The organism is Pseudomonas sp. Mb7, assembly GCF_054790525.1.
Window position 1 is genome coordinate 2486347 of sequence record NZ_CP186501.1, and the last position, 23590, is coordinate 2509936.

At 60.5% G+C, this 23590-nt stretch carries 21 protein-coding genes; 14 read left to right on the plus strand and 7 right to left on the minus strand.

All coding sequences use genetic code 11. The features are described 5' to 3' along the window. Positions 1-6: 6 nt before the first annotated feature. Entirely contained in the window at positions 7-930 is a 924-nt protein-coding gene (locus ACOYXH_RS11385; RefSeq protein WP_460410702.1) for a LysR family transcriptional regulator, read from the minus strand. Between the two features lie 94 nt (positions 931-1024). Then, positions 1025-2224 (minus strand): MFS transporter, encoded by a 1200-nt coding sequence (locus ACOYXH_RS11390; protein ID WP_460410703.1) that lies wholly within the window; start codon positions 2222-2224, stop codon positions 1025-1027. Positions 2225-2531: 307 nt separating this feature from the next. On the opposite strand from ACOYXH_RS11390, the gene ACOYXH_RS11395 reads away from it, so the two are divergent. The 5 genes from ACOYXH_RS11395 (at position 2532) to ACOYXH_RS11415 (ending at position 8995) form a co-directional block, all read left to right on the plus strand. Next, on the plus strand, positions 2532-3800 hold the full coding sequence (locus ACOYXH_RS11395; protein ID WP_460410705.1) for a c-type cytochrome: 1269 nt from the start codon (positions 2532-2534) through the stop codon (positions 3798-3800). After that, positions 3797-4270, plus strand: a complete 474-nt coding sequence (locus ACOYXH_RS11400) for a (2Fe-2S)-binding protein (RefSeq protein ID WP_095125976.1) — start codon at positions 3797-3799, stop codon at positions 4268-4270. Before ACOYXH_RS11395 ends, ACOYXH_RS11400 begins: the two co-directional genes overlap by 4 nt. Further along, a complete protein-coding gene (locus ACOYXH_RS11405) occupies positions 4267-6501 on the plus strand; it encodes a xanthine dehydrogenase family protein molybdopterin-binding subunit (protein ID WP_460410706.1) in 2235 nt (744 codons plus the stop codon). Before ACOYXH_RS11400 ends, ACOYXH_RS11405 begins: the two co-directional genes overlap by 4 nt. 170 nt (positions 6502-6671) lie before the next feature. After that, positions 6672-7784 (plus strand): alkene reductase, encoded by a 1113-nt coding sequence (locus ACOYXH_RS11410; RefSeq protein ID WP_460410707.1) that lies wholly within the window; start codon positions 6672-6674, stop codon positions 7782-7784. Positions 7785-8035: 251 nt separating this feature from the next. Then, complete coding sequence (locus ACOYXH_RS11415) at positions 8036-8995, plus strand: EamA family transporter (RefSeq protein WP_095048973.1); 960 nt, start codon at positions 8036-8038, stop codon at positions 8993-8995. Positions 8996-9015: 20 nt separating this feature from the next. Here ACOYXH_RS11415 and ACOYXH_RS11420 read toward each other — a convergent pair whose 3' ends face one another. After that, positions 9016-9930, minus strand: a complete 915-nt coding sequence (locus tag ACOYXH_RS11420) for a phospholipase C/P1 nuclease family protein (RefSeq protein ID WP_220556188.1) — start codon at positions 9928-9930, stop codon at positions 9016-9018. A gap of 294 nt (positions 9931-10224) precedes the next feature. Between ACOYXH_RS11420 and ACOYXH_RS11425 the strand changes: the two genes are divergently transcribed. Next, positions 10225-11523 (plus strand): MFS transporter, encoded by a 1299-nt coding sequence (locus ACOYXH_RS11425; protein WP_095118906.1) that lies wholly within the window; start codon positions 10225-10227, stop codon positions 11521-11523. Positions 11524-11565: 42 nt separating this feature from the next. Here ACOYXH_RS11425 and ACOYXH_RS11430 read toward each other — a convergent pair whose 3' ends face one another. Then, on the minus strand, positions 11566-12681 hold the full coding sequence (locus ACOYXH_RS11430; RefSeq protein WP_460410708.1) for an aromatic ring-hydroxylating dioxygenase subunit alpha: 1116 nt from the start codon (positions 12679-12681) through the stop codon (positions 11566-11568). Positions 12682-12839: 158 nt separating this feature from the next. Here ACOYXH_RS11430 and ACOYXH_RS11435 point away from each other — a divergent pair, with 158 nt between their 5' ends. Beyond that, positions 12840-13973 carry an alanine--glyoxylate aminotransferase family protein gene (locus tag ACOYXH_RS11435; RefSeq protein WP_460410709.1) on the plus strand — a complete coding sequence of 378 codons (1134 nt, stop codon included), beginning with the start codon at positions 12840-12842 and terminating at the stop codon, positions 13971-13973. A 105-nt stretch (positions 13974-14078) separates the two neighbouring features. On the opposite strand, the gene ACOYXH_RS11440 is transcribed toward ACOYXH_RS11435, so the two are convergent. Further along, the gene (locus tag ACOYXH_RS11440) at positions 14079-14780 is read right to left on the minus strand and encodes a B3/B4 domain-containing protein (RefSeq protein WP_460410710.1); all 702 of its coding nucleotides are present in this window, start codon (positions 14778-14780) and stop codon (positions 14079-14081) included. Positions 14781-14937: 157 nt separating this feature from the next. On the opposite strand from ACOYXH_RS11440, the gene ACOYXH_RS11445 reads away from it, so the two are divergent. Continuing rightward, positions 14938-15540 (plus strand): helix-turn-helix domain-containing protein, encoded by a 603-nt coding sequence (locus ACOYXH_RS11445; protein WP_460064579.1) that lies wholly within the window; start codon positions 14938-14940, stop codon positions 15538-15540. Between the two features lie 38 nt (positions 15541-15578). On the opposite strand, the gene ACOYXH_RS11450 is transcribed toward ACOYXH_RS11445, so the two are convergent. After that, positions 15579-16493, minus strand: a complete 915-nt coding sequence (locus tag ACOYXH_RS11450; RefSeq protein WP_460064581.1) for a LysR substrate-binding domain-containing protein — start codon at positions 16491-16493, stop codon at positions 15579-15581. Between the two features lie 198 nt (positions 16494-16691). On the opposite strand from ACOYXH_RS11450, the gene ACOYXH_RS11455 reads away from it, so the two are divergent. From ACOYXH_RS11455 to ACOYXH_RS11480, 6 genes are all read left to right on the plus strand, one after another. Continuing rightward, positions 16692-17441 (plus strand): SDR family NAD(P)-dependent oxidoreductase, encoded by a 750-nt coding sequence (locus ACOYXH_RS11455; RefSeq protein ID WP_016984523.1) that lies wholly within the window; start codon positions 16692-16694, stop codon positions 17439-17441. Between the two features lie 100 nt (positions 17442-17541). Next, positions 17542-18840 carry an MFS transporter gene (locus tag ACOYXH_RS11460; RefSeq protein ID WP_016984522.1) on the plus strand — a complete coding sequence of 433 codons (1299 nt, stop codon included), beginning with the start codon at positions 17542-17544 and terminating at the stop codon, positions 18838-18840. A gap of 17 nt (positions 18841-18857) precedes the next feature. Next, positions 18858-19706 carry a transketolase gene (locus ACOYXH_RS11465; RefSeq protein ID WP_460064584.1) on the plus strand — a complete coding sequence of 283 codons (849 nt, stop codon included), beginning with the start codon at positions 18858-18860 and terminating at the stop codon, positions 19704-19706. Beyond that, complete coding sequence (locus tag ACOYXH_RS11470) at positions 19703-20731, plus strand: transketolase family protein (RefSeq protein WP_258709908.1); 1029 nt, start codon at positions 19703-19705, stop codon at positions 20729-20731. Before ACOYXH_RS11465 ends, ACOYXH_RS11470 begins: the two co-directional genes overlap by 4 nt. Before the next feature lie 123 nt (positions 20732-20854). After that, positions 20855-21976: an SMP-30/gluconolactonase/LRE family protein gene (locus ACOYXH_RS11475; RefSeq protein WP_460064586.1), complete on the plus strand. Its 1122-nt coding sequence runs from the start codon at positions 20855-20857 to the stop codon at positions 21974-21976. Positions 21977-22230: 254 nt separating this feature from the next. Continuing rightward, on the plus strand, positions 22231-22482 hold the full coding sequence (locus tag ACOYXH_RS11480) for a DUF2790 domain-containing protein (RefSeq protein ID WP_160040049.1): 252 nt from the start codon (positions 22231-22233) through the stop codon (positions 22480-22482). A gap of 76 nt (positions 22483-22558) precedes the next feature. Here the strand turns inward: ACOYXH_RS11480 and ACOYXH_RS11485 are convergent, their stop codons facing one another. Further along, positions 22559-23485, minus strand: a complete 927-nt coding sequence (locus ACOYXH_RS11485) for a LysR family transcriptional regulator (protein ID WP_150729215.1) — start codon at positions 23483-23485, stop codon at positions 22559-22561. Positions 23486-23590: the final 105 nt, after the last annotated feature.

The following is a 23590-nucleotide window of genomic DNA, read 5'->3' on the forward strand; positions in this document are numbered from 1 at the left end:
CAGGCATCACGCAGCGGGCGTGGTCGCGGGCGTCGGGCTGAGAATTTCCATCAGGAAGTCGATAAACACATTGATCCGGCTGGACCCACGGTGATTGGGTAAATACAACGCGTTGATGCAGGTGCTGGCACTGCCGGGATTGACCTCGTACTGTTCAAGCAAGCGGGTCAGCCGGCCGGATGCGACGTCGTCGCGCACCAGCCAGTCGGCCAGCAGCGTCACCCCGCCGCCGCCGATGGCGGCTTCGCGCAGGATGTCGGCATTATTGCTTTGCAGGCGCCCGTGGACGTTGAGCTGAATGGGCGCGTCTTCATTCTGAAAAGTCCAGTGCTGGTGGGTGCCGCCGTAATCGAAACGCAGGCATTGATGCTCGAGCAAATCCCGTGGGTGACAGAGCACTGCGCTACGCGCCAGATACGCCGGACTCGCTACCACCCAGCGTTCGAACTGCCCCACGCGTTTGCTGACGATGTCTTCACTGACCACCGACGATCCCAGTCGCACCGAAACATCGATCTGCTCGCTGAGCAGGTCGCTGACCTGATCGCTCAGCGACAGACTGATCTCCAGACCGGGATGCCGTTCAAGCAAACGGCTCAGGTGCGGCGCAATCAGGCGCCGCCCGAACTCCACCGGCACGCTGATGCGCAGACGGCCCTGCGCTTCGGCGCCACGATCGGCAACGACGGCATCGGCCTCGTCAATCGCGTCGAGAATCGCCACGGCTTTTTCGAAATAGGTCTGGCCGGCAACGGTCACGCTGGTGTTGCGCGTGGTGCGATTGAGCAGGCTCGCGCCCAACTCGTGTTCCAGCCCCGCGACTTGCCGGGTCACTGACGACGTTGATATCCCGAGTTTGCGCGCTGCCGAGGAATAACCCCCGCAGCGCACGGTTTCCACAAACATCTTCAATGCCAGCAACTTGTCCATAAGCGGGGTCCGGTCGAGAGGGAACGCGGATGATTGTGCATCACTGTTCGCCCTTCGTCTTGTGCCGCCGTGCTCGCCCGCACTTGCCGGATGTTCAGACATCGGCCTTGCGGCTCAGGAACAACCCGAGCGCCAGCGCTGGCAGCAGCGCCACCGCGACGGCGGACAGGTTCCAGCCGAAGTGCTCGTACAGCGGGCTCGCAACCAGAGACCCCAGCGCGCCGCCGACGAAAATGCTGGTCATGTACACGGCGTTAAGGCGCGCACGGCTGTGGGGATCGAGGGCGTACACCTCACGCTGGCCGAGCACCATGTTCAATTGCACGGCGAAATCCAGCAGCACCGCACACACCACCAGCCAGACATAACCGCTGCCCGGAAGTGCGGCGATCAGCAGCGAAACCGGCGCCAGCAGCAATGCGACCAGCGTGCCGCGACGACCATGCCCGGCATCGGCCAGACGTCCGGCAATCGGTGCGGCAATGGCACCCACCGCACCGACCAGCGCGAAGATCGCGACTTGTGCCTGAGTGAAGCCGTGGTGACGCATCAGTTCAATCGGCGCGAGGGTCCAGAACAGACTGAAGCTGGCAAACAGCAGCCCTTGATACAGCGAGCGCTGACGCAGCAGCGGATAGCGCCGGGCCAAGGCAAACACCGAACCGATCAACGCAGCATACGAAGCTTTATGCGTCGGCAGCCGACGCGGCAGCGCCACCGCAGTGATCAGCGCGATGACCGCCATCAGGGCCGCCGCGCTGTAAAACACCCCGCGCCAGCCGAACACTTCAACCAACAGGCTCGACAGTGGCCGCGACAACAGAATACCCAGCAGCAGACCGCTCATGATATTGCCGACGACGCGGCCACGACTGGCCTCGGGCGCCAGGTGCGCCGCGAGCGGCACGAGGATCTGCACGGCCACCGAGGTCAGACCGATGAGTAAAGACAACAGCAGGAACATCGACGGTGAATGGGTCAGCCCGGCGCACAGCAATGTGACGCTCGCCGCCAGGGTGAAGCCGACCACCAGCCGACGGTTTTCCATCAGGTCGGCCAGCGGCACCAGCAGCAACAGGCCCAGTGCGTAGCCAAATTGCGTCAACGAAACGATCAGGCTGGCATTGGCGCTGGACAGTCCGATCTGCGGTGCAATCAGTTCGACGATCGGCTGCGCGTAATAAAGATTGGCCACGACCGCGCCACAGCAAAATGCCAGGAACGCGACCATCAGGCCGGACAGTGAAGTTGGCTGTTCGGCATTCGCCGCAACGGCCGGGTTGCCCGTGAGCATGATGACACCTCATTGAGTTCAGGAAAGTGCTGCCAAGGCTACGGCCCTGTGGCGATGCGCAGAATCCACGCGGCGGGCAACGCAGTGATGCGTCCGACGCAACGGCGCAGGCGTTGCTTCTCGCGCAACGCGCTGTTGCGTGCGCCGCTGATTCTCCCGCGCAGACGGTTTCTCTACGCTTTGGCCCCTGGCGTCGTCATCCCCAGCGGTGCCCTTCCCCGGCTGTTACAAGGAGCGTTGTCATGACCCGTATCCGATCCGTTCTGCCATTGCCTACCGCGTTTTTCTCCGTCCCATGAGCCGCCACTTGCTGAAATCCAGAACGCTATGGATCAGCGTGGCAGTCGTCGCCGTGCTCGGTCTGATCGTCGCCATTTGGCTGATGTGGCGCCCGGCAATTGCGCCGATCGAGCGCCCGACGCTGTTCGATACTGCGCAATTGCAACGCGGGGCGCGGGTGGTCGAGGCCGGCGATTGTGCGGTCTGCCATACCCGCCCCGGCGGTGAATATCTGGCCGGCGGGCTGCCGCTGGTAACGCCGTTCGGCAAGCTGTACAGCACCAACATCACCCCGGACGCTGAGACCGGTATCGGCCAATGGTCACTGCCGGCCTTCGAGCGGGCGATGCGTCAGGGCATTGCTCGCGATGGTCACTTGCTCTATCCGGCGTTCCCCTACGTGCACTACCGGCGCATGAGCGCAGCAGACATCGCCGACGCTTACGCCTACTTGATGAGCGGCCCCGCCGTGCACGCGCCGGCCGCGCAGAACCAGATGAATTTTCCGATGAACATTCGCCCGTTGGTGGCGTTCTGGAACCTGCTATTTCTGCACGGTGAGCCGCTGACGCCTCTGGCGGGGCGTAGCGAGGCGTGGAATCGCGGGCGTTATCTGGTCGATGGCCCGGGCCATTGCGCCGGCTGCCATTCGCCGCTGAACCTGATCGGCGCGGAAAAGTCCTCGGCATACCTACAGGGCGGCAGCGTTGACGGCTGGCACGCGCCGGCGCTGGTCGGCATGGGCCAGCGCAGCAACCCGTGGAGTCGTGAGCAACTGGTCGGCTATCTGCGCGCTGAGATCGTTGATGGCCACGGCACACCCGCCGGGCCGATGCGTCCGGTCAGCTTGAGTCTGGCCCGCTTGCCCGCCAGTGAGGCCGAGGCGATTGCCGAATACCTGCTCAGTTTGGAAAACCCGCTTTCGGTGACAGAGACAACAGCGCAGCGCGCCGCCAATGCCCCGGCAGACCACTCGACCGGCGCCCTGCTCTTCAGCAGCGCCTGCGCCGGTTGCCATGGCCCAGCGGCGCCGATGCGCACCATCGATGGTCGCCCGGGGTTGCAAAACACCTCGGCGCTGCAAGCGGCCAGCTCGCGCAATTTCCTCAAAACCGTGCTTGAAGGCTTGCCCGCCACACCCGGATCGCCCGGTCCGCTGATGCCTGCATTCGCCGCCAGCCTCGACAACGCGCAACTCGGCGCACTGGCCGCGTATCTGCGTCAGCAAGCCAGCCCCGATCAACCGTGGGCCGACCTCTCTTCCACTATTGAAGCGTTACGTCAGGAGACGAAATGAGCCAGATCACCCTCAACGTCAACGGAGCCGCGCAAGCGCTTGAGCTGGAGCCGGACATGCCGCTGCTGTATGCGCTGCGCAATCACTTGAACCTCAACGGCGCCAAATACGGCTGCGGTCTCGGTCAGTGCGGCGCCTGCACGGTGATCGTCGATGATCAACCGGTGTTCGCCTGCCTGACGCCCTGCGCCGGCCTCGAAGGCAAAAAAATCCGCACCGTGGAAAGCCTCGGTAGCGCAGAAGATCCTGGCCCCCTGCAAGCGGCGTTCATTGAGAAACAGGCCGCGCAATGCGGCTACTGCATTGCCGGCATGTTGATGCGCGCGCAGGCGTTGCTTGAGCGTAATCGCCACCCGGATGAGGCGACCATTCGCGAGCACATGGCTGGCAACCTGTGTCGCTGCGGTACGCACTTGCGGATCATCGAGGCGATCAAACAGGTGGCCGGGCACAACGGGAGCCTGACATGAGTGAGTCGAATGAATTGAATCCGAGCCGACGCGCCTTTCTGCGCGGTGGTGCGTTGCTGATGGCGTTCACCCTGCTGCCGGTCGCGCGGCGTGTATTAGCGGATACGGAAGTCGATACGCTCGGCACCGTGGTCCTCGCCCCCGACCTGCCCGGAAGCCTGCGCACCAATCCGTTTCTCGACGCTTGGATCCGCATCGGCGCCGACGGCATTACCGTCTACACCGGCAAGGTCGAATTGGGCACCGGGGTGAAAACCGCGCTGCTGCAAATCGCCGCCGAACGTTTGCAGGTGCCGGCGTCCGCGATCAACCTATTCACCGCCGACACCGCGCTGACACCCAACGAAGGCTACACCGCCGGCAGCCACAGTATTTTCGACAGCGGTACCGCGTTGTATAACGCCGCCGCACAGGTACGCGAAATGCTCGTCGATGCCGCCGCGCGCAGTTGGCAGGTTGATGCAGCACTGCTGAGCACCCGCGACGCTGTGATCGTAGGCCCGGCCGGCCAGCAGATGAGTTACGCCGACGCGGTCAAGCATGTCGATGTGCATCAATATGCCAAGGCTCAGTCACCGGCGATGGCCGCCGCTGATTTCAAACTGATCGGCCATTCGTTGCCGCGCCTCGACATTCCGGCGAAGGTCAGCGGTGGTGCGGCCTTCGTCCAGGACATGCGCCTGCCGGGCATGCTGCATGCGCGGGTGATCCGCCCGCCCCGTCCGGGCTGCACGTTGCAAGCATTCGACGCGGCGTCCATCGAAGCGCTGGCTGGCGTGGTCAAGGTGATCCGCGACGGCAACTATCTGGCGGTGGTCGCCGGTGATGAGTGGCAAGCGATCAAAGCCATGCGCCGTGCCAGCGAAGTCGCGCAGTGGAGCAGCGGCGAGGCGATTCCTGATGCGGCGCAGATTCATGACCTGCTCAAACGCCTGCCCTCACGGCGCTATCCGATCAGCCACAGCGGCACGCCAAACGGCGCGGCCGACACGCGTTTTCAGGCGCGGGTCACCAAGCAATATCTGATGCACGGCTCGATCGGCCCGTCTTGCGCAGTCGCCTGGTTCAAGGACGGCACGCTCACCGTCTGGACCCACACCCAAGGCGTTTACCCGCTGCGCGCCGGCATTGCCGAAATGCTCGGCCTGCCACCTGAGCGGGTGCGCTGTATTCATACTGAAGGCTCAGGGTGTTACGGCCACAACGGCGCAGATGATGCCGCCGCCGATGCAGCATTGATTGCCCTGCGCGTGCCCGGTACGCCGGTGCGCGTGCAATGGATGCGCGAACAGGAAAATCTTTGGGAGCCGTATAGCTCGGCGATGGTCACCGAAGTCGACGCCGGCCTCAGCCAGGGCCGCCTGCAGGACTGGGCCTACGAACTCTGGACCACGCCGCATAACGAACGCATCGTCAACGCCGGGCGTCTGCTGCCGGCACGCTTGCTCGCGCGGCCCTTCGCCTCGGCGCCATCCGTGCCGATCGCCCAGCCCGAAGGCGATGGTGATCGCAACGCGGTACCGCTGTATGCGTTGAACTCGACGCGCATCAACATGACCTTCGTCACCCAGATGCCCTTTCGCACCTCGGCCATGCGTTCACTGGGCGCGCACATCAACATTTTTGCCATCGAGGCGAGTATCGACGAACTGGCGATCAGGGCCGGCATCGACGCGGTCGCCTTGCGTCTGGCCCATCTCAGCGACCCGCGTGCTCGCGCGGTGGTAGAACGTGTGCGTGATGAGATCGGTTGGCCGCAAAAAAGCAGCGAGCCCGGCGCCGGTATCGGTTTCGCCTTTGCCCGCTACAAAAACATCATGGGTTACTGCGCCATCGCGGTGAAACTTCGCGTGCATCCGCAGACTGGCGAGATCCGCATCGATCACGTGGTGACGGCGGTGGATGTCGGCCAGATCGTCAGCCCCGATGGCCTGCGCAATCAGGTCGAGGGCGGCATCGTGCAGTCCGCGAGCTGGACCCTGTACGAAAAAGTCGCCTACGACGCGGGGGGCATTCGCAGCTACGACTGGAGCGGTTATCCGATTCTGCGCTTCACGCAACTGCCGAAAAAAGTCGATGTGCATTTGCTCGACCAACCGGGAGAACCCTTCCTCGGTGCCGCTGAAATCGTTCAAGGGCCGATGGCCGCCGCCCTTGGCAACGCCGTCGCCAACGCCACTGGCCGGCGCTGGCTGAACCTACCGCTCACGCGCTCAAACCAATCCGCCTGAGCCACGCCCGTGTACATCGCTGATGAGCACGGGCGCCGTTGCGTTGCGCGCAAAACAGCGTAGCGCCGGTCACCGATTATCACCCTCACGACACCCGGTTAAGTTAGCGGCACTGGTTCGCGGCCCCGCTGCCGCGCTTGAATTCCTTCAATTGAAATCTGGAGCTACCCATGACCCGTCGTCTGTTCCAACCCCTCGCACTCGGTCCTTACACCCTCGCCCATCGCGTGGCGATGGCGCCGTTGACGCGCTCACGCGCCGGCCAACCGGGCGATGTACCGACGCCGATGAACGCCGAGTACTACCGCCAGCGGGCCAGTGCCGCGCTGATCATCACCGAGGCCACACAAATCTCCCCGCAGGCTCAGGGTTACGCCTGGACGCCGGGCATCTACAGCCCCGAGCAGGTCCGCGCTTGGCGTGATGTCAGCGCGGCGGTGCATGAGGCCGGCGGCCTGATCTTCATGCAACTGTGGCACGTCGGCCGGGTGTCCCACCCCAGTTTTCAACCCGATGCTGGCCTGCCGGTTGCGCCCAGCGCGCTGCCGGTACCTGGCAAGACGTTTATCGTCGACGAAAACGGTAACGGTGTCTGGGGTGATGTGCCGGTGCCGCGCGCGCTGGAAACCGCGGAAATCGCCGGCATCGTCGAGGACTACCGCGTGGCCGCGCGCAACGCATTGCAGGCGGGCATGGACGGTGTAGAGATTCATGCCGGCAACGGTTACCTGCTCGACCAGTTTCTTAACAGCAACAGCAACCAGCGTGACGATGCCTATGGCGGCAGCGTGGAGAATCGCGCGCGGTTTTTGCTGGAAGTGGTTGCGGCCGTGGCTGAAGAAGTCGGTGCCGAACGGGTCGGCGTACGCCTGACGCCGATGGGGCGCTTCATGGGCATGGGCGATGACACCCCGGAGGCAACCTTCGGCCACCTCGTCGAAGCGCTCAATCATTGGAATCTGGCCTACCTGCACCTGGTCGAGCCGGCGATGGTCGGCACAGTCAAAGACGAGAACTTCGACCCGCGCTGGGACGCGATCATTGCCCAGTTGCGCAAAACGTGGAACGGCGTGCTGATCCTTGCCGGCGGCTACGATGCGCAATCTGCCGAGCAGGCGCTGATCGCTGATCGTGCCGACATCATCGCTTTTGGCCGGCCGTTCCTGGCCAACCCTGACTTACCGCGTCGGCTGCACGATGGCCTGGCGCTCAACGTGCCGGATCCGAGCAGCTTCTTTGGCGGGGATCAGCGTGGCTACATCGATTATCCATTTCATGCCTGAGCAGAAGCAGACCACCCACCTCTCATGATGTGTAAATCCAAGCAGGGGCCGATGCGCCCCTGCCCTACCAAGTCGTACGATCTCTACGCTTAGTCAAATAGGTAAAAAACCGGCTTAACGCCGAACATATGCGTAGCTGTGCGCTTTCAGGTCTATTGCCCGACGTCGCCGAATGCGATAAAACGGACTAGTTGTACGACAACATAATAAAAACCAAGTCGTTCGAACGGCTAACAATCCTGAGATCTGCCATGCCTCGCCCTACCGCTACGCAAACCGTGCCGCCACCCTACCCCCGTTATCTGGCGGTGATCATTCTGTTGTGCATGGGCTGTGCGTTTGCCGGCAATCATGTGGCGGCGCGAGTCGCATTTGATGATGGTGCGGGAGTGTTGCTGGCGATTTTGATGCGTTCCGGCGGGACCTTGCTGGTGCTCGCCATGCTGGTGCTGTGGCAAAGACAAAGCCCGCGTTTGCCGGCGGGCGCATGGCGCTGGCAACTGCTGCTGGGGTTGCTGATCACTGCGCAGAGTCTGTGTCTGTATTCCGCTGTCGCACGGGTGCCGGTGGCGCTGGCCCTGCTGGTGGCGAACGTATTCCCTATTCTGCTGGCATTGCTCACCTGGGCGCTGGGTGGCCCGCGACCGAGCGCGCGCACCGCGATATTGATGGGTTTGATTCTATTGGGTCTGGTGTTTGTGCTGGATGTCCCCGGGCGCCTCTCGACCACGACAGACGTCAGTGCGCAATGGCTGACCGGCGTCGCGCTCGCGTTCTGCGCCGCCAGCGTGTTCGCCTGCGCGCTGTGGATCACCGACCACAAACTGTCTCAGGTACGCGGCTCGGTGCGCAGTCTGCTGACCATTTTCATCGTGTTCAGCAGCGTCAACCTCGCAGGGCTGACGGGCGCTCTTCCCGGCGGATTGAACCTGCCCGCCACCTCGACCGGATGGCTGGCCCTCGCCACTCTGGTGGTGCTGTACGGCACAGGTTTTATCGTCTTGTTCATTTCCGTACCTCGACTCGACATGCCGCGCAATGCGCCGGTGATGAACATCGAACCATTGGCAACGCTGCTGATGGGCTGGATTGTGCTGGATCAGATGCTCAGCAACGGACAGATTCTCGGCGGGGTAATTGTGGTCACGGGCATCGTTTTGCTGACATATCGTAAATCAGTGGTCAAGGCTGAGGTTAAAGTCAGTGCGTGAGGGGTTCTCGCCAGCGGTTCTCACGGTCGAGTTTGGCCTGCTTCGGCCAGCTTCTTTTGCACATAAAAAAGCATCAACACCGAATTTGTCTGAGCCTGTCGAGATTGCTGCTCAAACAACGCCACAAGCTCTTCTTCACGCTTGCACTCAGCGTTGATATCGCCCCTTGCAAATTCGCAGCTACCGTATTGGCCCCAGCCTTTGCGGGCCTCATCGGTATCTCGGGCGGGATACACCCAATACGCTTGCCATGCACCGTCGACGACAGGTTTGCCGGCCGCGTCTATCTGCTCAATCGCCTGCAAGGTTGCTGTCGCAGCGGCGTCCAGAAAACCTTGAGGGGTGGCATCGGCTTTATCCGCCTCATCACGAAGCGCCTGACACTGCGCGTCAGACAAGTCGAACACTGGCAGCGCTTCAATGCTCTCGAACTCATCAAACGGATCGGCATGATTGCCCGGCAACTTGGCGTGGTAAGCCGGCACGACATGGCCGGGGACGCTCATGTCTTGTATGTAATGCAAGACCCTTCCCGCTTGCTCGTATACCGCAACGGGATCGGCACCGGGTTCCACCAGCAGCGCGTTCAGCTTTTCAATACGTTTGGAAAAAATCACGTCCAGGCTACGGTTGGCGAACCAGAATGGCTCAAGTTTTTTGTTGCGGTTATAGAAGTGCCAATTGGTAGCGCGCTGAGGGAGCGTTAGCAGGTTTGAATCCTCAGCGTCAGTGCCTGCCGCCAAAGCCTCCGCCAACTGTTCGGGCAACTTCACCCCCGGGCAGCGTTGATACGCCTGAGCTGCTTTCAGTGCATAGGCCGAATGCAAGTCGGGGTTGAAGGCGAAGGCTGGGGTTGACGGGTTGAACAGCAGCGATAGGCCAAATACTGCGAGGTAACGTGTTGCGGCTCTTCGGCCTATCCGGGTGGCTTCCATGCTGTTGATCTCCAGAAACTTGCGTGATTGCGGAACACTTATCGTACGCGCGGCAATTTAGCACTTAGGTGGTGGCAAAAAGCTGTTTTTTGCTCAGCCACTCAGGACAAGCATAAAGGGCAACCCCTGCGTCCTAACGTCGCAGCAAACAACTATTGGCAAATCCTGCACAAGCCTTAGAATCCCGCGCTCTCTTGCAGCCCCCTCGGTGTCTGCCTGCACCACAACACACTTCGGCTTGGCAATCGCATGCGCAGCGGCGCACGTTGCGCTGTTCGTCCTCTAGAGGTTTTTATGTCTCCGCGTTTGCTGGCCATGGCGCTGGCGCCCCTGCTCGGGCTGTTCATTGTTGCGCTGGGCAACGGTTTCATGTCGTCGCTGACCACCCTTCGACTGGACGCTGCCGGTGCCTCGACCACGATGATCGGTATCGTTTCATCGGCCTACTTCATCGGCCTGACCCTGGGTGCGGTGTTCAATGACCGTTTGATTCTGCGCATCGGCCATATCCGCGCCTATGGCAGTTTCGCCTCGCTGATCGCCGTGACCATTCTGCTGCAGGGCTTGTTCTATGACACTTGGGGCTGGTTCGCCCTGCGCCTGATCAACGGCTGGGCCACGGTCGGCGTGTTTCTGGTGATCGAAAGCTGGCTGCTGCTGGCGGGCGACGCGAAGATTCGTGGGCGCTTGCTCGCGCTGTACATGATCGTCTTGTACGGCGCTGGTGTGCTGGGCCAGGCAACGCTGGGGAAAATCACCGGGTTGAGCGACAGCGCACCGTTCATGGTGGCCGGCATGCTCGCCTCGTTGTCGGTGCTGCCGATCGTGATCCTGCCGCGCGTGTCGCCACTGCTCGATCAAGTCGAGCCGCTCAAACCCCGACAACTGTTGGGCGTGACACCGACCGGGCTGGTCGGCTGTTTCGGCTCGGGTGTGACCATCGCGGCGATTTACACCTTGCTGCCGTTGTATCTGCAACGCAGCGGTCTGAATGTCGGGGAAGTTGGCAGCATGATGGCCTGGACGATTCTCGGCGCGATGCTCCTGCAATACCCGGTGGGACGTTGGTCCGATCGCAAGGATCGCTTGCAGGTTCTGACCATTCTGACGGTGGCATGCACGGTATTGTCGCTGGTGATCGTCCTGCTGCCGTTGTCCTCGACAATGCTCGCGGTGATGTTGTTTCTGCTCGGTGGCGGCGTGTTTGCGCTGTACCCGGTCGCGGTCAGCCACGCCGCCGACCGCGCCCCGGCCGAAGCCTTGGTGCCGATGATTCAGGGCTTGCTGCTGATCAACTCGCTGGGCTCGGCGATCAGCCCGATGATGATCTCGCCGGTGATGAATTCGTTCGGCGCCAATGGACTGTTCTGGGTGTTTGCGTTGGTCAATCTGTGCATGGTCACCTTCTTCCTGTGGCGCCGTGGCAAACGCCCGGTTCCGGCCAATCCCGCACCTTTTGCGGCGGCAGCGACGTTCTCGCCGACTGGTGCGGAGCTGCGGGTGACTGAAGACTTGCGTCAAGCGGTGCAGGAGCATCCGCCGATGGTCGATGCACTGAGCGGCGAGCCTTCGCCGCAATGTGAGACGCGCTAGGGGTTGCGCCAGTCTGCGCCAAGCGCAGGCTGGCTCGCACCGCTATTCAGATTCGTGGGTGATATCCACGAGCGGAATAGGTTCAATCGCCCAAGCGCGAATCTGACGACGTTCAGGGCTGGGTATTGCGCAGGCTTTGCGTCCAGTGAACGTTCGCGCAAGACGCTCTTCATCAATGCGCCAGCCGCGCAACTCCAGTGCCTGCACGTCTTTGCGAAAGGCAATCTGCAGCGCATCGGATTTCAACGAAACCTCCTGCTGAAAAGAGTCCGGCACACGCTCGGGCCGGACGTTTTTCAGCACAGCGTGATCTTGTTCGAAGATACGGATATTGCTCGCAATGAACCTGCGATCCAGCAGTCGGGTGCGCAGGAACGTTCTGCCCATCATCCACCAGGTGCGCGTGCGATTGGCGTCAATCGGCACATGCGCCGAGACGATGTAGATCCGCCAGCCGTTAGGCAACTCAAGCTCAAGCGTTGTACAAGGGCCGGACAGGTGAAACCCCGGAACAGTGGCCACACTGACAAACTCGGTGGAGGATTTGCGCCGCAGCAGCCCTTTGCGTGCCGGCCTGCGCATGAGCATTTGGGCGCTGCCGCTCCACGCATCGCTGTCGACCTCGAATGATTCAATCTCGGGATGATCCGGATCGCCGAAGGTTGATCCATGGACAAACGGTGCGTGCGCGAAGTCCAGACCGTTTTCGATAATCCGGTCCCAACTGGCCTGCCAGTCGAAGTGGCCCGAGACCACGCGGATGGCGGGATCGTCGAGCCAGTCGAGCGTGGGCAACGGTGGACGCTCGGATTCTGGCAGATCACCTAAAAACGCCCAGATCCAACCGTATCGCTCCAGCGTCGGGTACGCATCGACGCGGGCCTTGGCGGGAATCCGCAGGTCCGGCTGCGCCGGTATCTGCGTGCACACACCATCACCACCAAACCGCCAGCCGTGATAGGGACACTGCACGCTGTTGCCGACCTTGCTGCCGGCTGACAGTGAACCGCCGCGATGCACGCAAATATCTGAAAGCACATGAGCGACGCCCGCGTCATCGCGGAACGCAACGAACGGTTGTCCGAGCAATTTAACCGGCATCAGTCCATCAGTCAGCTGTGACGATGGGAGAACGACATACCACAGGTTTGTAAGCATGGGGGGCGTGCGATCCGTCAGTACGGTGAGTTCAAATCAGAAAAACCCTGGAGTGCAAAACTAAACCAGAGGGCTCCACTTGGCCAACGTGATTTGCCAGTGCCCTTTGCCTACACTTGCTTGCCAATGATGTTTACCTCTCTGCCGAAGGAGTCACCATGTCCAAGCTCTATCCGAGCATCGATCCCGAGGGATTGGTCGAGTATTCCGTGGTCTACACCGACCGCTCGCTCAATCACATGTCGCAGTCCTTTCAAGGCGTGATGAAGAACATTTCCACGACCCTGAAACAGGTCTACCACGCCGAAGCGGTGGCGGTGGTTCCGGGCAGCGGCACGTTCGGCATGGAAGCGGTGGCGCGGCAGTTCGCCACCGGCCAACAGTGCCTGGTGATACGCAACGGCTGGTTCAGTTATCGCTGGAGCCAGATCCTTGATATGGGCAATATCCCGGCGGCCACCACGGTGCTCAAAGCCCGGCCGATCGAGACGGGTCGCCAGGCAGCCTACGCCCCGCCGCCACTGGACGAAGTGCTGGCAGCCATCGCCGCACAGAAACCGCAGGTGGTCTTCGCGCCCCACGTTGAAACTTCATCCGGGATCCTCCTGCCCGACGAGTACCTGCGGGCAGTCGGCGACGCCGTGCATGCAGTGGGCGGGCTGTTTGTGCTGGACTGCATCGCCTCCGGCACGATTTGGGTGGATATGCACCAATGCGCCGTCGACCTGCTGATCAGCGCCCCGCAGAAAGGCTGGAGCGCCTCCCCTTGCTGCGCCCTGGTGATGTTCAGTGCTGCGGCGCTCGAGCGTATCGAACAGACGCAAAGCAGCAGCTTCGCCTGCGACCTGAAAAAGTGGCTGCAGATCATGCAGGCCTACGAACAGGGCGGACATGCCTATCACGCGACCATGCCCAGCGATTCCCTCGCGCGGTTCAACGACGTGATGAAAGAGACGCAAGTGTACGGCTTCGACAAGATCCGCGATGAACAACAGGCGCTGGGCGATCGGGTGCGCGTCCTGTTGACCGGCAGAGGTTTCAAAAGCGTCGCCGCAGCCGGCTTTCAGGCCCCGGGCGTGGTGGTGAGCTACACCGATGATGCGGATATCAAGAACGGCAAGAAATTTGCCCAGCACGGCCTGCAGATAGCCGCGGGCGTGCCGTTGCAATGCGATGAACCGGCGGACTTCCAGACCTTCCGCCTCGGGCTGTTCGGGCTCGAGAAGCTGCAGAATATCGAGCGCACGGTCAGCCTGCTGGAGCAGGCGCTGGATGAGGTGATGGTTGGCTAAGACCCAATGGTGCCCGCAGCAAATTCCGAACCTTTGAACTCAAGAAGGGCATTCTCGACGTGTGCCCTTCTTCCAGCAAGGCGGTTCATCATTCTGTTCAGTGGTCTATCGACTATTTGGCCCGGGACCAATCAGCGAGCTTTCAATCTGCACGCCGGGCATCATTTGCTGCAAACCTGCGATCAGCTTGTCCCCGGCTTCAGTCAAGGCTTCAAGCGGCATCGCTGGCAAACTCTCCAGAATGAACCACATGCACTTCGCATCGGCACCGAGGCGCGTTCTGACACCTTGCCGCCAATTCCAGCGGCGGCAGGTCACGCCTTTGTCATCGCGCCAGACCACTTCGCCGGCATCCGGATACTCGACAGCAGGAACGCCCTCTTTCATCGTGTCAAACGGCTCGGTGCCATCGGCGACGACAAGATGCGGAGTGCCTGCATAAGCCTCTATGTTTTCCCCGCCTACCGGAATGGCGTACTCGATGCTGATGGCGTTGTAGAGATCGACGATGGGATCGAGGCTCGGCAAGGTCCCGTCACGTAAAACCCTTTTACGCAACGCTTCGGCTGAACAAGGCGTGCGCTGCGGCTTGGCCCCGAACTTTCTGAAGGCGTCGGCCCAGGCGGCAAGGTGAGCGTCTCCCCAGCTTGGACCACCTGCCTGCACAGCCTTGCAAGCATGATCCAGGGCGGCCCGAGCAACTTCAGGACGAGTGAGTGGTGCAGCTTCCACCACAATGCTCAGGGCCCGGAACTCCGGAGCCAGTTCTGCAACGGCTGGATCGATCAACGGCAGTACGGACAGCATCAAAAACCTCCAGGATTCAAATGGTGTTTCATGCTATCTATCGATGACCGATTTAGTCAATATAATGACCGCCATGTTCCGCTTCAGTGGGTGAGTCGATTGACGCCACGATCGTTAAGGGCCGAAAATTCCAGCACTTTTTTCATGAACCTGATCAATGACCATGAATGCCAGTTTGTCGACTACCCCGGGTGCTGATGCTCAAGCCGTCAGCCTGGCCGTCGCACGCACACTCAAACAAGCCCGCAAGGCACAGAAAATTACGCTGGACGAGCTTTCTCGGCGCTCAGGCGTGAGCAAAGGAATGGTCGTTGAAATAGAAAAATGCACCGCGAATCCCAGTATCGGCATTCTTTGCAAAATCGCAGCCGCGCTGGGCCTGTCGGTTGCCGACATCGTCAATGTGACCGAGGCACCCTCTGCCCATATCATCGAAAGCCAGGATATCCCTACGCTCTGGACCGGTGACCTTGGAGGCACCGCGCGACTTCTTGCAGGAACGTCCGGCCCGAACATGATCGAGTTATGGCGCTGGGAAATGCATCCAGGTGAATCGTTCGCTTCATCGGGGCACCCTCAAGGCACGCTTGAACTGTTCCATGTAGAGAAAGGCACGTTGAAATGCATGATCGGGGAAACAGAGCTGATCATTCCTGCCGGGAGTTCGGCAGTGGCGAAAACTGATGTGCCTCACTCCTACTCCAACGCGGGCAGATCCAAATTGGTGTTCACCATGTCCGTGACCGAGATACATCAGTAGATACCCGACATTCAGGTGCAGTCTTCATGACATAACCGTCAGTAGTTGAAGTCGTGCCCCAACTCACTCTGCATCCACTCCAGAAATCTCCTGACCCGAGGAAAACCGGCATGCGCTCTCGGGAACACCAGGTGGTGCGCGGTGATCGGCGCACTCAAGCCTGGCGTCACTTCGACTAAAGCGCCGCGCGCCAGATAATCCTGAGCAAGCAGCGTGCTTTCCAACGCGAACCCAAGCCCGTGACTGGCCGCCTCCAGTGTCATGTAGGAGCGGTCAAAGCTGAGTGAATAGGGTTTTTCAGGACGCGACAGGCCATGTTGAGCAAACAGCTGCGGCCACTTGATCAGCGTCGCTTCCGACAGGATCAGATTGCAGTCGAGCAGATCCGCGACTGTGCGGATCGGGCGCTGCTGCAGCAGTTTCGGTGACGCCAGAACCGCGATCTTTTCATTGCGCACCGTACGGACTTCGAAACTTGGCCAATTGGGCATGCCGTGACGGATGTCGACATCGATCTTGTCGCGACTGAAATGCAGTGATTCGTACGAACACGACAGATTGAGCTGGATGTCGGGATGACTCTGGCGAAACTGTTCCAGCCGCGGCATCAGCCACAGCAGTCCGAAGCTGGGCGACGAGTGCAACCGCAGACAATCGAGGCTGACATCGCTGGCGGCACGCTCTGTCGCCACCGCCAGGCTGTGCAGGATGCCGGACACTTCAGTCAGGTATTGCTCGCCCACTGGCGTCAGTGTCACGCCTCTGGCTGTTCTGAGAAATAGCTGACGCCCGATCATCGCCTCCAGCTTCGCCAACTGGTGACTGACCGCTGACGGGGTCAAGTCCAGCAATTCGGCGGCGCGGGCAACGTTGCCGAAGCGTGCCGTTTGCTCAAAGGCCTGAATGGCTTTCAGGGGTGGCAGGGTCGCAGGTGCATCGCCAGATGAACTCATGATGATTGTTTTTCCGCTGCAAGTGGCTTGGGCCGGGGTTATGGCTATTCAAGCATTGGCAGATAGCGCTGGCGAGTGCTGAATTTTTCTCAGCACCCAGTGAGGTTTGCGTTATTGCTCAGGGCCGGTCTGGAGGACAAGCTGAGTCATCGGTTCTTTGCGGACCGAACCCATAAAAACAATTAGAGGAACACCTCCATGCTTCTCCAAGGCAAAGTCGCAATCATCACCGGTGCCGCATCTGCCCGTGGCATCGGCCGCGCTACTGCGACGACGTTCGCACAACAAGGCGCACGTGTCGTCATTCTCGATCTGGATGCCTCCGCAGCGCGTGACGCCGCCGCATCGTTGGGCGAAGGTCACCTGGGACTGGCGGCTAACGTCGCGGACGATGCACAGGTTCAGCAAGCCGTTGCCACCATCATCGAGCACTTCGGTCGTATTGATATCCTCGTCAACAACGCCGGCATCACCCAGCCACTCAAAACCCTCGACATTCGTCCTTCGGACTATGACAAGGTGCTGGACGTCAGCCTGCGCGGCACCCTGCTCATGTCCCAAGCGGTGATTCCGCTTATGCGTCAACAGGCCAGCGGCAGCATCGTCTGCATGTCGTCCGTGTCAGCCCAACGCGGTGGCGGCATTTTCGGTGGCCCGCATTACAGCGCGGCCAAGGCCGGTGTGCTGGGTCTGGGTAAAGCCATGGCGCGGGAACTGGGCCCCGACAACATTCGCGTCAACTCCATCGCGCCGGGCCTGATCCACACCGACATTACCGGCGGCCTGATGCAGGATGAGCGCCGTCACGCCATCATCGACGGCATTCCGCTGGGTCGCTTGGGTGAGGCGCAAGACGTCGCCAACGCTGCGCTGTTTCTCGCCAGCGACTTATCCTCTTATCTGACTGGCATCACGTTGGATGTGAACGGCGGCATGCTGATTCACTGAGTACTTCTGGGCGGGCCTGTGCGGCCCGTGCGGTTCTGGATCGATGACGCAGCCGGGCCTGATGGCCTGGCGGTCAATAAAAACAAGAGATCAGACCATCATGACTACCCTGTCGCTCGAAGCGGTTTCGACCGTGCGCTCCTCTGCCTATCGCAAAACGGCCTGGCGCCTGATGCCTTTCCTGATGCTGTGCTATTTGTGCGCTTATCTGGATCGGGTCAACGTCGGCTTCGCCAAGCTGCAAATGATGAACGATCTGGCCCTCAGCGAAACGGTCTACGGATTGGGCGCCGGCGTGTTCTTCATCGGCTATTTCCTCTGCGAAGTGCCGAGCAACATCATCCTGCACAAGGTCGGTGCGCGCGTGTGGATCGCGCGGATCATGATCACCTGGGGCATCGTCTCGGCGCTGTTCGCCTTCGTCGAAACCGCGTGGCAATTCTATGCGCTGCGATTTTTGTTGGGGATTGCCGAAGCCGGTCTGGCGCCGGGCCTGTTGCTCTACCTCACCTACTGGTTTCCGTCCTACCGTCGGGCACGCATGACGGTGCTGTGGTTCATCGCCATTCCGCTGTCAGGCATGGTCGGTGGTCCGCTTTCCGGCTGGATCATGAACCACTTTGCCGGCGTGCACGGTTGGGCCGGCTGGCAGTGGATGTTCGTTCTGGAGGCGGTACCGACCGTCATCGTCGGGCTGCTGGTGCTGAGCTATCTGAAAGACGGCGTGCATCAAGCCACTTGGCTCAATGACGAAGAAAAAGCCCTGATCACCCGCGAGCTGGCTGAAGACGACCAGCAAAAAGTCACCCACGCCTCGGTTGGCGAATTCATTCGTGATCGCCGTCTGTGGCTGCTGGCGGCCATCTACTTCTGCGTGGTGATGGGCCAGTACGCAATCACCTTCTGGCTGCCCACACTGGTGCGCAATGCGGGGGTTTCCGACCCGCTGCACATCGGTTTCATGACCAGCCTGCCCTACCTGTGCGCCATCGTCGCGATGTTGTTGGTGGGCCGCAGTGGTGACAAACATCGCGAACGCCGCTGGCACCTCATCGTGCCGATGATTGCCGGTGCGATCGGCTTGAGCCTGGCGGCGATGATGGGCGGCAATTCGACGCTGTCGATCCTCAGTCTGTGCCTGGCCGCTTCCGGCATTTTATCGGCGACGTCGCTGTTCTGGATGCTGCCCACCACGCTGCTCGGCGGGGTGTCTGCCGCCGCTGGCATCGCCGCGGTCAACAGCTTCGCCAATCTCGCCGGGTTCTGCTCGCCTTATCTGATCGGCTGGATCACCACCCTTACCGGCTCCAGCGCCATCGGCATGTACCTGATTACGGGCGTGCTGTTCCTCGGCGCCAGTCTGGTCCTGCGCATTCCCGCCGCCCTGGTCAATCGTTGAGTTAACGGAGTTTCATCATGACGACTAATCTTTCACACGCTGCATCCCTGAGCCTGACGGAGCGCGCGCACAACATTCGCCGCCATGCGTTGCGCATGGGCCAGGTCCAGGGTCAGGGCTACGTCGGCCAGGCACTCGGCGCTGCCGATCTGCTGGCGGTGTCTTACTTTCATGCGATGAATCATCGCCCCGCAGACCCTGAATGGGAGCAGCGCGATCGCTTCTACCTCTCCATCGGTCACTACGCCATTGCACTGTACGCGGCGCTGATCGAAGCCGAGATCATCCCGCTCGAAGAGCTGGAAACCTACGGCTCGGACGACAGTCGCCTGCCGATGTCGGGCATGGCCGCCTACACCCCGGGCATGGAAATCACCGGCGGCTCGCTGGGCCAAGGCTTGGGCATCGCGGTCGGCGCCTGCCTGGGACTCAAGCGCAAAGGTTCGCCCTCCTTCGTCTACAACCTGCTGTCCGATGGCGAGTTGAACGAAGGCTCGACGTGGGAAGCGGTCATGTCGGCTTCGCACTGGAAGCTCGACAACCTGATCGCCATCGTCGACGTCAACAACCAGCAAGCTGACGGTCACTCCAGTGAAATCCTCTCGTTCGAACCCATCGTCGATCGCTGGCAGGCGTTTGGCTGGTTCACCCAGCGCGTCGACGGCAATGATCTGGAGGCGCTGGTCAGCGCGTTCGATGCCGCGCGTAATCATTCCGGCAGCCAACCACGAGTGATCATCTGCGACACCAAAATGGGCAAAGGCGTGCCCTTCCTGGAAACCCGCGAGAAAACCCACTTCATCCGTGTGGAAGAGCACGAATGGGACCTGGCGCTGCGCAATCTTGAAGAAGGAAAAAACCAATGAACAACGCCGTGAACACACCCATGCCGACTGCCGAGCCGAGCAAGAAACGCCTGACCACGTCGGCGATGATCGCGTCCATCGCTTCTGAGGGCCAAGCCACCAAAGCCGCGCCTTTCGGTCATGCGCTGGCGGCGCTGGCTGATCAACGCCAGGACATCGTCGGCCTGTCCGCCGACCTGTCCAAATACACCGACCTGCACATCTTCGCCAAGGCCCACCCGGACCGTTTCTATCAAATGGGCATGGCCGAACAACTGCTGATGAGTGCAGCCGCGGGCATGGCCCGTGAAGGCTTCGTCCCCTTTGCCACGACCTATGCGGTGTTTGCTTCGCGGCGTGCCTATGACTTCATCTGCATGGCCATCGCCGAGGAAAACCTCAACGTCAAAATCGTCTGCGGCCTGCCCGGTCTCACCACCGGATACGGCCCCAGCCACCAGGCCACCGATGACCTGGCCATCTTCCGTGCCATGCCCAACCTGATGATTGTCGACCCCTGCGATGCCCTGGAAATCGAACAGGCCGTACCAGCGATCGCCGCGCATCAAGGGCCTGTGTACATGCGCTTGCTGCGCGGCAACGTACCGCTGGTGCTCGACGAGTACGGCTATCAGTTCGAGATCGGCAAAGCCAAAACCCTGCGCACCGGTAACGATGTGCTGATCATCTCCACCGGCCTGATGACCATGCGTGCACTGGAAGCCGCCAAGGAACTGCAAGCCGATGGCTTGGATGTCGCCGTACTGCACGTACCGACGATAAAGCCGCTGGATGAGCAAGCCATTCTTGCCGAAGCACGCAAATCAGGTCGTTTGGTGGTCACCGCAGAAAACAGCTCGATTATTGGTGGTCTCGGTGAGGCCGTCGCTGGTGTGCTGCTGCGTAACGGGGTCACGCCAGCGTTCAGGCAGATCGCCTTGCCGGACGCGTTTCTGGACGCGGGTGCTTTGCCGACACTGCATGATCGTTACGGCATTTCTACCCAGGCCGTCTGCGCGCAGATCAAGCTCTGGCTGGACCGCTGACCGATCAGGGCGCTTATGGACAAGCGCCCTACAACTCGCAGACAACGAACAACTTGTACGATGTCCTATCACAAGGTATTACTACGTCTCCCACAAAAAAAATAAAACCACGGAGATCGCTACATGGACTCACGCCTGTCCGCCAAACCTGAGAGCTTCAACCAAGCGCAAGGCAACACCCGCCGCAGCTTCCTGAAAAAGTCCCTCGCCGTTTCCGCCACGCTCGCCACCGTTGGCAGCACCGCACTGACGCGGATCGCCGAAGCCGCCGAACCCTTGAGTCAGCGCTACCCTGATCCGCTGATTCACATCCTCGACGATAGCTTCCTCGATCTGCGTATTTTCAACGCCAGTGTTGAAAAACTTGCCACCGGTATGCGCTGGGCCGAAGGTCCGGTCTGGGTCGGTGATGGCCGCTATTTGCTGGTCAGCGACATCCCAAATAATCGCATCATGCGCTGGGACGAAATCACCGACACCTTCAGCGTGTATCGCGAACATTCCAATTTCTCCAACGGCATGTGCCGGGATCGCCAAGGGCGTCTGATCGTCTGCGAAGGCTCCACCACCACCAGCGAAGGCCGGCGCATCACGCGCACCGAAGCCAATGGCACGATCACCGTGCTGGCCGACAGCTTCGACGGCAAGCCCTTCAACTCGCCCAACGACATCGTCTGCAAAAGTGACGGCTCGATCTGGTTCACCGACCCGCCATTCCAGACCAGCAATAACTACGAGGGCCACAAAATCACCCCGAGCCAACCCCACGCCGTGTACCGAATCGACGGCGAGAGCAAAAAAGTCACTCGGGTCATCGATGATCTCAACGGCCCCAACGGCCTGTGCTTTTCGCCCGATGAAAAAACCCTTTACGTCGTCGAAGGTCGCGCCAAGCCTAATCGCTTGATCTGGGCGATTGCCGTGAATGACGACGGCACACTTGGCGAACGCCGAAAGCACATCGAAGGGCTGGAATATGCCGCCATCGACGGCATCAAATGCGACGAAGCCGGCAACCTGTGGTGCGGCTGGGGCGGCAATGGTGATCCCAAGGCTGACCTGGAAAAACTCGACGGCGTGCGCGTTTTCAATCAGCAGGGCAAGGCCATCGGGCACATTTCCCTGCCAGAGCGCTGCCCGAATTTGTGCTTTGGGGGGCGCGAAGGGAATCGGCTGTTCATGGCCAGCAGTCACTCGATCTATTCGCTGTTTGTGAATACTCGGGGGACTACGTTTGCGTTGTAAAAGCCAGGTTCGTCTCGCGACAGTTTCGTGAGTATCGAAACGATAGTCTGCCGCGCATCCAAGGGTGCGCGGCATTCAAGCCCGGTTACCATCCCGCCTCGCCGGCCCCTGTGAAACGCCCTAGCGTCAGACACCCCAAGATTGTGTTCGAAATTGATAAAAGTCTTTCCCTGATCCGTGCCTGTTTGCGCAAAACCCTCAAGCCTAAAGTTCGTCCTGCCAGCAACATCACACTTACTTTAGGAAATCACATCATGAAAACGGCAATGATCATCGTCGCACTGTTGGGCTTCAGCTCTGTGGTAGCAGCGCAGGAAGGTTCTGCAACGACTAAACAGGTCGAGCAATATCGCTACGGTACCCACCTGGATGTCGCCAAGGTCATCTCTGAAGACCCGGTGCCGGATGTTTGCGCAGTGGTACCGACGCACATGACCTACCAGGATTCGCAAGGCAAACGCCATGTACTGACCTATAACGTCATGGGCCGTTGCAGCCAGGGCTAGGTCAGCTGTTCGCCGATCATTGCGCCTCGGAGAGTGGTCTCATCGAGGCGCAAATACCTTTTTGCTCCGCAGTATTTCAATCGATCAGTTCTTTGGCCGTGGCTGCCAGCTGACTGCCAACCCGATCTTTCAGCGTTTCAATAAACCGGGTGATTTTTGCATCGACAAACTGCCGAGAGGTATAGACGGCGTACACGTTACGCTCATAGGTATGGTAGTCAGGCAAAACCCGCACTAGCTTGCCGGAACGCAAATCGTCGATGGCCGTAAACCCGGCCAGCAAGCCAATCCCCGCGCCCTCTCGAATGGCATGTGCCATCGCATCCATATCGTTAACGCTGAAACTTGGCCCTGTCGGGACAAATGTCGCGTCCCCCGCCTTGCTTTTGAGTTGCCACTCATCCCGGACATAGTCCACGGTACCCAACAACAGACACTGGTGATCCCGCAGGTCTTCAGGTGTTTCCGGGGCCGCATGCCTAGCCAGGTAATCCGGCGACGCCGCCAACACACAATGGCTGACGCCGATCTTCTGGCTGACATACGCCGAATCGGGGAGCGCGCGGGCGATCAGAATCGAGACGTCAAGTTGGTCTTCCAACAGGTTAGGCATGCGTTGCGAGAGCAATAAATCCACCGTCACCTCCGGGAATTGCTGGCGGTACTCCAGCACCGCCCCCGTGACCAGATGCCGGGCCAGCCCAGGAACGCAATGCACCCGCAGTGTTCCCCGAGGCTCCAGCGCGGCATTGCTGGCTTCGGCTTCGGCACTCTCCAGATCAGCGAGGATTTTCGTGCAGCGCTCATAAAACCGTCGCCCGGCATCGGTGACCGACAGGCGTCGGGTCGAGCGTTGCAACAGACGTGCGTCGAGCACGTTTTCCAGCGCCGATACAGCACGCGATACGTTACCGACGGTGGAGTCCAGATGATTGGCCACGGCCGTGAAACTGCCCATCTCGACAACCTTTATGTACACCGACATGTTCGAAAGCTTATCCATCGCGACCTTCCTGTAGATCTGACGCTCACCCGTGATAACGCGCATTTTTTCCGGATGCTACACGTTCGGCTCGACACTCGATATTACCTCTGGCGACAACAATGA